The 8,475-nt window shown below is 73.1% G+C and carries 6 protein-coding genes; 1 reads left to right on the forward strand and 5 read right to left on the reverse strand.

The window, feature by feature from the left end; translation table 11 throughout:
• Positions 1 to 1,188: glycoside hydrolase family 3 protein (locus CCN39_RS07450; RefSeq protein ID WP_143263976.1), on the reverse strand; the 1,188-nt coding region annotated here is incomplete at its 3' end.
• Between the two features lie 164 nt (positions 1,189 to 1,352).
• Between CCN39_RS07450 and CCN39_RS07455 the strand changes: the two genes are divergently transcribed.
• Positions 1,353 to 1,853: a hypothetical protein gene (locus CCN39_RS07455; protein WP_086839687.1), complete on the forward strand. Its 501-nt coding sequence runs from the start codon at positions 1,353 to 1,355 to the stop codon at positions 1,851 to 1,853.
• Positions 1,854 to 1,909: 56 nt separating this feature from the next.
• On the opposite strand, the gene CCN39_RS07460 is transcribed toward CCN39_RS07455, so the two are convergent.
• The 4 genes from CCN39_RS07460 to CCN39_RS07475 form a co-directional block, all read right to left on the reverse strand.
• Positions 1,910 to 2,887, reverse strand: a complete 978-nt coding sequence (locus CCN39_RS07460) for a hypothetical protein (protein WP_086839689.1) — start codon at positions 2,885 to 2,887, stop codon at positions 1,910 to 1,912.
• Positions 2,884 to 6,285: an AAA family ATPase gene (locus CCN39_RS07465; RefSeq protein WP_167455003.1), complete on the reverse strand. Its 3,402-nt coding sequence runs from the start codon at positions 6,283 to 6,285 to the stop codon at positions 2,884 to 2,886. Before CCN39_RS07465 ends, CCN39_RS07460 begins: the two co-directional genes overlap by 4 nt.
• Position 6,286: 1 nt before the next feature.
• Positions 6,287 to 7,447 carry an exonuclease SbcCD subunit D gene (locus CCN39_RS07470; RefSeq protein ID WP_086839691.1) on the reverse strand — a complete coding sequence of 387 codons (1,161 nt, stop codon included), beginning with the start codon at positions 7,445 to 7,447 and terminating at the stop codon, positions 6,287 to 6,289.
• A gap of 37 nt (positions 7,448 to 7,484) precedes the next feature.
• A partial coding sequence (locus CCN39_RS07475; RefSeq protein WP_143263977.1) for an ATP-binding protein occupies positions 7,485 to 8,475 on the reverse strand: 991 nt, incomplete at its 5' end.

The raw sequence follows: 8,475 nt of genomic DNA on the forward strand, positions 1-8,475 counted from the left end.
CGGCAGCGGGTCCACTGTGGACGTCGGGATGACGGCCGAGCTGCCGCCGCCGCCGGTCTTGGCCTTGGTCGCGAACGGCCCGATCAGCGCGATCGACCGCACGCCCGCGTCGAGCGGGAGCTGCGCGTGTTCGTTGCGCAGCAGCACCATGCCGCGTTCGGCGAACTCCTTCGCGGCGGCGTCGTGCCGAGCCGTCGGCAACGGCGAAAGCACCGGCGGGTGGTCGAACTGCCCGAAGGCGAACATCGTGCGGAACCGCGGCAGCAGCAGCTCGTCGACCCGCCGTTCGGTCACCTGCCCGGCCAGCACGGCCTGCTTCAGCTTGTCGCCGTACCAGGTGCCGTCGATCATTTCCAGGTTCATCCCGGCGTTCGCCGAGCCGACGGTGCTGTGCGCGGCACCCCAGTCCGACTGGACGAACCCGGTGAACCCCCAGTCGTCGCGCAGCCTGCCCTGCAGCAGCTCCGGGTTCTCGCACATGAACACGCCGTTGATCTTGGGGAAGGCGCACATCACCGAGCCCGCGCGGCCCTCGGTGACGGCCTGTTCGAAGTGCGGCAGGTAGATCTCGTTGAGGGTGCGCTCGTCGATGTGCTCGTCGATGCTGAAGCGCTGGGTCTCCTGGTTGTTGGCCGCGTAGTGCTTGACCTCGGCGATGGTGCCGTTCTCCTGGATCCCGCGGATGTCGGCGGCGGCCAGCGCGCCGACCAGGAACGGGTCCTCCCCCATGCCTTCGAACGTCCGGCCGTTGCGCGGGACGCGGGCGATGTTGATGTCGGGCGCCTCGGAGACGTGGTGCGCGAGCGCGCGGGTTTCGCTGCCGATCAGCCGCCCGTACCGGCGGGCGAGACCGGGGTCGAACGTCGACGCCAGCGCCATGGTGGCCGGCAGCGCGGTCGCCGGTTTCTGCGGCTTGTCGTCGGCCGGGCCCATGCCCGCCGGGCCGTTGGCGATCCGGAAGCCCGGCACGCCCAGCCGCGGGATCGGCGGCACGAACCGCTGGTGCTCGGCGTCGGGCTGCAGGTGCAGCTGGGAGATCTTCTCGTCGAGGGTCATCGCCGCGACGAGCTCGGCGGCCCGGCGGTCGGGTGACTGCCGGGCGTCGCGCCAGGGTTGCGCTTGCGCGGCCGCCGGCGTCGTCAGCGACAACGCCAGGACCACGGCGAGAACGAACGGGCCGGTGCGCATCGAAGTCTCCCTCGCCGGGCGGACGGGACCCACGGCGGCCAAGCTAACCCATACGTGACAAGGAAACATAGACTCGATTTACGTTCATGTACTTGAACGAAGAGTGGACTCAACCTTTTCCCCGGCTCAGGCGTGCAGGGAGCACGAGAAGAGGGGATTGCGCCATGTTCAAGAAAACCCTGATCGGCCTAATGGCCGCGAGCGCGGCGACGCTCGCGCTGGCCGCTCCGGCGAGTGCGGCCGACGAAGGCGGGTGGATCCTGACCTCGAAGGTCGAGCCGGGTGGCCGGATCGACGCGGACGTCTACACGGGGCTGGGCCACTCGGCGTGCACACCGACCGGACCGGTCACCTCGGCGGGCTTCACCGCCCCGATCAAGATGGTCGGCATGGGCAACTGGGGTCACATGGGCGGCAGCACGACGGCGATCAACCGGCCTGGCAAGTACACCGCGTCCTACCCGTGCTCGGAGGGCCGGTCGCCGACCCTCACGTTCACGATCCTGGGCACCCCGCCGCCGGACACGACGACGAAGCCCAAGCCCAAGCCGCCCACCACCAAGCCGAAGCCGCCGGCGTCGTCGAAGGCGCCGAAGCCCGCGAAACCGCAGGTCGCGGTCAAGCCGGCCGGGGCGCCGCAGACCGGGGACGGCTCGCTGAGCTGACCCTCCACACCGGACACCCCGGGGCGGCGTGTTCCCCAGCCGCCGCCCCGGGGCCCTCAGCGGGCCGCGGCCAGCCGCAGCGCCCGGTAGACGAACTGCTGGTCGCCGAGGCGGTGGCGCAGGTCGCGCTCCAGCCCGGCGATCGGGTAGAGGTTCTGCGGCGCGCGCGAGTCCTTGTAGGCGACCGACGCGAACCGGCCCAGCACCGACTGGGTGACGTTCGCCAGCTCGGCGACCTGTTCGCGGCCGAGGTGCGGCGCCGCCTCCACCCGGACCACCCCGGACCACGGCGGCCCGCCCACCGAGGGCAGCCGCAGGTACCACGAGTGCCGGACCCACGTCGTGCCCATCAGGAAGACCGGGGTGCGCTGGTGCGGACCGAGACTGCCCACCAGCGCGTTGAGCTCGCCGGGCAGGTACGTCGTCTGGTGGCTCTTGATGAACCCGACGGCCCGGTCGAGGTGCGCGCGGCCCCTCAGCGGCCCGTCCACGACCAGCAGGTCACCCCGCACGTGGCCGTCGATCGCCGTGCGCGCCCGGATCGCCGTCTCCAGCTCGGTTTCGGCCAGCTGCTCCTGCAACGCCGACGACAGCACCACCGGCAGCGGCTTGTCCTCCTTGGCCGCCGCGCGGTGCGCCGTGTAGATCCCGGCCGGGGTGGCGATGTCGTCCGCCTGCGGGGCGACGGTGAACAACCCCCGCCGGACGTCGGTGCCGACGACGTGCGCCTGTCCCTCGCAGCAGCACACGACCCCCGCCGCGTAGGACGCGCAGATGCCGATGGACGCCGAGTTCGTGCCGGCCGGGTCGTCGATCCAGACGCGCGCGTCGATCCGCCGGACGCCGTCGACGAACAGCACGGCCTCCGGCGGTGACACCGGCGACGGGTCGATCGGCGCCCACTCGGCCTCCGGGACCTCGACGTCGAGTTCGACCTCGGCCTGGGAGCGGCCGAGCTCCTCGGCCTCCATCGAGCTGCCGTAGCCCGGGTCCCAGGCGTCGATGCTGAAGTTCATCCCGGCGACCGCGGTCATGCGCCCTCCCTGGCGATGTGCGAGCCGGTGCCGTCCCGGGTGACCAGGAACCGCACCGGGACGCGCTCGGCGAGCGCCGGCACGTGCGTGATCACCCCGACCATCCGGGAACCGGACGCGGCGAGGTTCTCCAAAGTGGACGCCACGACGTCGAGAGTGGCCTCGTCCAGCGTCCCGAAGCCCTCGTCGAGGAAGATCGATTCCAGCCGGGTCGCGCCCTCCGCCGCCATGGCCCCCAGCTGCGAAGACAACGCGAGCGCCAGGGCGAGCGACGCCTGGAACGTCTCGCCGCCGGACAGCGTCTTGACCGGGCGCCGGGCGTCGGCCTCGTTGTGGTCCACCACCAGGAAGTCGCCCTTGTCGTGGGTCAGTTCGAACTGGCCGCCGGACAGTTCCAGCAGCGACGCCGACGCCTCGGCGACCAGCGTGTCGAGCGCCCCGGCGATCAGCCAGCGCGGGAACTTGTCCGAGCGCAGCAGATCCGCGAGCAGCCGCGCGACCTGGGCCTCGGACTCCGCGGCCGCGATGTCCTCGTGCAGCCCCGCCACCCGGGCCACCCGCCGCTTCAGGTCGGTGTGGTCGGCTTCGGCGCGGGCCCGGGCGGCCGCGACGGCGACCGGGACGCGGTCGCGCACCGGCCCCTCGGGCACGGCGACCCCGAGCGCGGTGACGTCGTCGGCGACCGCGCGTTCGGCCGCCTGCAACGCTTCGGCGGCCTCGCCCTCGGCGGTCATCGCGACGGCCAGCAGCTCGCGGTGGTCGTTCGCCTGGCCGGCGGCCCAATCCGTGAGCGCGGTCCAGGCTTCGAGGAGGCTCTCGCCGTCGATCGGCGGGGCGCCGAGGCCGACCAGCGGATCGCGCGCCCGGGACAGCTTCTGCCGTTCCGCGTCGACCTGCTTCGCGATGCCCGCCTGGTGGTCGAGGGCTTGTTTCGCGGCCGCGCGGGCCGCCCGCAACGCGGCGTCCGCCGTCTTCGCGGCCTGCTCGAGTTCCGTGACGTGGGCGAGCTGCTCGGCGACCACGCCGGCGGACGGTGCGCCTTCGAGTGCCGCGGCCAGTTCTCCCTGCCGCCGCCGGGCGGTCGCCAGTTCGGTGCTCGCCGACTGCTCGGCCAGCCCCGTGTCGACCGCCCGGGTGCGCCGCTGCTCGGCGTCCCGCTCGGCGGTCCGGAACACCTCCGCCGCGACGACGGCTTCCTTGCCCGCGGCTTCGGCGGCCGCTTCCAGGGCCGCCAGCGCGGTGCGCCGTTCTTCCAGCGCGGCCGCCGCCCAGGTGGTGAGCCGCTGCCACCCCGCCGGGACGTCGTCGCCGTCGAGGGCGGGCGCTCCCAGCTCCACCAGGGGATCGCGCGCTGCCCGCAACGCCTCGCGTGCCGCCGTGAACGACTTCGCCACGACGTCGGCGTCTTGCTGCGCCGCCGCGCGTTCGGCCCGGGCCGCGGCCAGTTCCGCGTCGGCGGCGCGCGCGGCTTCGGCGACGCGGGCGCGGCCCTCGATCGTCGTGGAGAGCCACTCGCCGCGTTCGCGGACGGCGGTGACGAGCTCCGCGTAGTCCTGCTCGGAGAAAGCGGCCTCGACCGGCCGCCGCAGCACCGCGGACGCGGGCGGGCCGGCCACTTCCGCCAGCACCGCGCGCAGTTCTTCCGCCTGCGCGGCCGCCGACGCGGCCGAGTCGGCGTCGCGGTCCACGGCCCGTTCCAGCTTGCGCACACCCGATTCGGCCGCCGCGCGGCCGCGTTCGGCGTGGTCGACGCGTTCGCGGGCCTCGGCCAGGTGGGCGTGCCCACCGGCGTCCGGCAGCGTGGCGACCTCCTGCTCGCACACCGGGCACGGGTGCCCGACGGCGAGCCCGGCCCGCAGCACCAGCGCCTGCCCGGTCCGCTCGGCTTCCGCCAGCGCGGTCTTCGCCGCGGTGAGCTCGGTGTCGGCGGCCGCGAGGGCCGCGCGCGCCGTTTCGAGCTCGGCCCGGCGGGCGGTCTGCTCCGGCGCGGCTTTGCGCTGCGCGTCGCAGATCGTGTAGAGCGTGCGGGCGTCGGACCGGGCGGCCGCGAGCGGAGCCACGTCGGGCTGCGCTTCCAGGGCCCGGCGTGCTTCGCCGTCGGCGGCCTCGGCGGCCTGCAGGCGCGCGTCGGCGGCCGCCGTGCGCTTCGCCACCCGCGCCGATTCCGCCGACAGGTCCCCGAGATCCGCCGGCGGCCGCAGGCCGGCGAGCCGATCCCGGAACTGGCGGGCGCGGGCGGCTTCGGCGGCGGCGTCCTCCGCCGCCCGGGCCAGCTTGTCCCGGTTCTCCCGCGCCGTGTCGAGGACGGACACCGCTTCGCTCGCGGCCGTGGCGGCTGCTTCCTTGGCCTGCTTCGCCGTTTTCGCGGCTTCTTCCAGCCGCGGGAGCGCCTTCTCGGTCGCTTCGAGCTCGGTGCGGTCGGACCGGATCCGTTCCAGTTCACCGCGCGCGGGCGCCGCGGCGAGGGCGGCCCGGGCGGTTTCGTCCGCCGTTTCGGCCGTCTCCAAGGCGGTCCGGGTCGTCGTCACCGCGTCCGCCGCGTCCCGACGCCGGGTTTCGAGGTCTTCGACGCCCTCCGGGCGTTCGACCGCGTCGAGGACCTTCAGCTCGCCCGTGAGCGCGACGACGCGCTGGCGGGCTTCGTCGTGCGTACGGGTGGCGTCGTGCAACCCGGGCAAGGCCGCGTTGACGCGGGCGTCCAGCTCTTCCAGGGCCGTCCTCCGCGCGGCCAGCTCGGCGACGGCTTCCTCGGTGGCGTCGGCGTAGCTGCCGAGCTGTTCGGTGAGGACGGCGGCGCGCTGCTTCTGCTGCTCCGCCGTCACGCCGGCCCGGCGGCCGATCCGCTCGTAGACCTCCAGGCCCAGCAGCTTGATCAGGATCTTCTGCCGGTCGGCGGCTTTCGCGTGCAGGAACTCCGCGAAATCGCCCTGGGGCAGCGCCACGCAGGTGCAGAAGTGCTTGAACGTCAGCCCGAGCAGGCGTTCGACCGCCGGGGTCACCTCGGAGTCCGCGGCGACGGGGTCGGCGTCGTCTTCCGGCCCGCCGAGCGCGGTCGGGTCGATCAGCCGTTCCAGGCGGACGTTCTTGACGCTGACCGTGGGTTTCTTGCCGCCGCTGCGCCGGACTTCCCGCACCACGTGGTAGCGCGCGCCGCCGGCGTCGAAGACCAGCCGCACGGTGGCGCGGTTGACCGTCGGCGCGAGCGCGGGCGCGACGAGGCCTTCGTGGTCCCAGCGGGCGACGGAGCCGTACAACGCGAAGGTGAGCGCGTCGATGACCGTGCTCTTGCCCGCGCCGGTCGGCCCGACGAGCGCGAAGTAATCGGTGTCTTCGAAGCCGACTTCGGTCTTCTCGCGGAAGGACGCGAAGCCGGTCATCTCCAGCAGCACTGGCCGCATGTCACACCCCGCTCGTCTCTTCGTCGTGCAGCCGCGCGAAGAGCGCCTGCACGCGCTTGTCCTCGACCGTGCGTTCCGCGCAGTAGCTCGCGAACAGCTCCCCCGGCGAACGGTCCGCGACCGCCCGGTCGCCGTTCGACGTCGTCACCGGCGCGGCGAACTCCGGGTCGATGCGGATTTCCAGGGCGTTCGGCAGGGCTTCCTGGATCTCCTCGCGCAGCCCGGCCCTGGTCGCTTCACGGAGGTAGACGCGGAGGTAGTCCTCGCCGAACTCCGCGGCCCGGCCGATCAGCTCCGCCACCGTGCCGTGGACCGTGCGCAGCTTCCGCCCCGTGGTCAGCGGGATGTCGGTGATCTTCGCCGGCGTGGCAGGACTCACCTCCACCGACAGCACGACGCTGGTGTTGTCCTGCTCGCCGAAGTCGACGGCGAACGGCGAACCGCTGTAGTGCACCGGGCACGCGGCGGGCAGCGACTGGCGCCGGTGCAGGTGGCCCAGCGCCACGTAGTGCGGATCGGCGCCGAACGCCGTGGCGGGCACGTGGTACTCGAAGATGGACTGCGCCGCGCGTTCCCCGCCGCCCATCGTCCCGCCGGTCACCGTCAGGTGCGCCATGACGAGGTTCACCGCCCCGGGGGTGAACCCGGTCTTGAGGTGCTCCAGGATGTCGCGCACGCGCTGGTCGTACTCGCCGACGTTGTCGGCCGGGGTCCCGGCGAGCAGCTCCGCGGCGCGGACCGCGTAGCGCTGGGAAAGGAAGGGCAGCACGGCGACGTTGACGCGCTCGCCCGTCGAACGCGCGTCGAACGAGAAGACGCCGCCGTCGTGGACCGGGCGCGGATCGCCGGTGAGCTGGATGCCCGCGGCCTTGAGCAGCGGCCGGTACGCCTCGAACGTGGCGGCGTGGTCGTGGTTCCCGGCGATGGCGAGCACCTCGGCACCGGTTTCGCGCAGCGCCATCAGCGCCCGCACCACGAGTTCCTGCGCGGCCGCCGACGGCGCCGACGTCTCGTACAGGTCACCCGCGACGAGGATCGCGTCGAACGCCTCGTCCCGCGCGATCCGGACGATCTCGCCGAGCACGGCCCGCTGCTCGTCGAGGCGGTTGCGCCCCTTGAGCGTCTTGCCGATGTGCCAGTCGGAGGTGTGCAGGAACTTCACACTTCGTCCTTCCGTTCGGGTGGTGGGCGGGTGCGGCTCAGAACGGCGGCGGGTCGTCACCGAAGGGGTCGCTGCCGCGCGAAGGGAGGCCGGCGAAGGGATCGCTCTTCTTCGACGTGGACGACCCTGCCGTGGTCGTCGGGATCGTCCCGGCCTCGGAAAGCCGCGTGGCCCAGGCGGGGAACGGGAAGCCGACGGCGATCGGAACCGGGATCTCCGGCTGGCTCACGAACATCGTGCCCGGCGTGGCGAGCGTGGCGCGGACGCGCTGGCTGGCCGGGAGGAAGCCGTACTCGGGCCGCGATGCCTCGGCGGCGTCGAGGCGGCCGACGATGCGGACCGAGCTGTTGCTGACGATCCGGCGCTCGACCTCGCTGGCCGTCTGCTGCGCGCCGATCAGGATGACACCCAGGGAGCGGCCGCGTTCGGCGATGTCGAGCAGCACCTCCTTGATCGGGCTGCTGCCTTCCCGCGGCGCGTACTTGTTCAGCTCGTCCAGCATGGTGAACAGCAGCCCGCCGGGGCCGGCCGCCTCCTTGCGCGCGGTCTCGGCCGCCAGCGTCACGCCGACGACGAACCGCTGCGCGCGCTCGACGAGGTTGTGGATGTCCACCACGGTCACCTGCTGGTTCTCCGTGGACAACGAGCGCGCGGGGTGGTCGGCGAGGTCGCCGCGGATGAGGCCGGAGAGGGCGCGCTGGCTCGAGCGCAGGCGGCGGATGAAGGCGTTGACCGTGCCCGCGCCGGTGACCGCACCCGCCCAGCTCGCGCGGGTTTCCTCGTCGGTGACGCGCTCGCAGATGACGTCGACGAGCTCGGCGTAGGTGCGGCACAGGACGCCGTCGACGTTCGCGGCGCCGTCCTTGCCCGCCGGGGTGCTGTCGAGGCGCAGGCGGTTCGCGACCTGGTGGATGACCATCGTGTACTGGTTGCGCTCGTCCTCGGCGTCGGCGAAGACGTAGGGCAGCAGGTCCTTGGCGCAGAACTCCGCGATGGTCCACCAGAACGCGCCGACGCCCGAGGTCCGC

This window comes from Amycolatopsis kentuckyensis (assembly GCF_002155975.1).
GTDB lineage: Bacteria > Actinomycetota > Actinomycetes > Mycobacteriales > Pseudonocardiaceae > Amycolatopsis > Amycolatopsis kentuckyensis.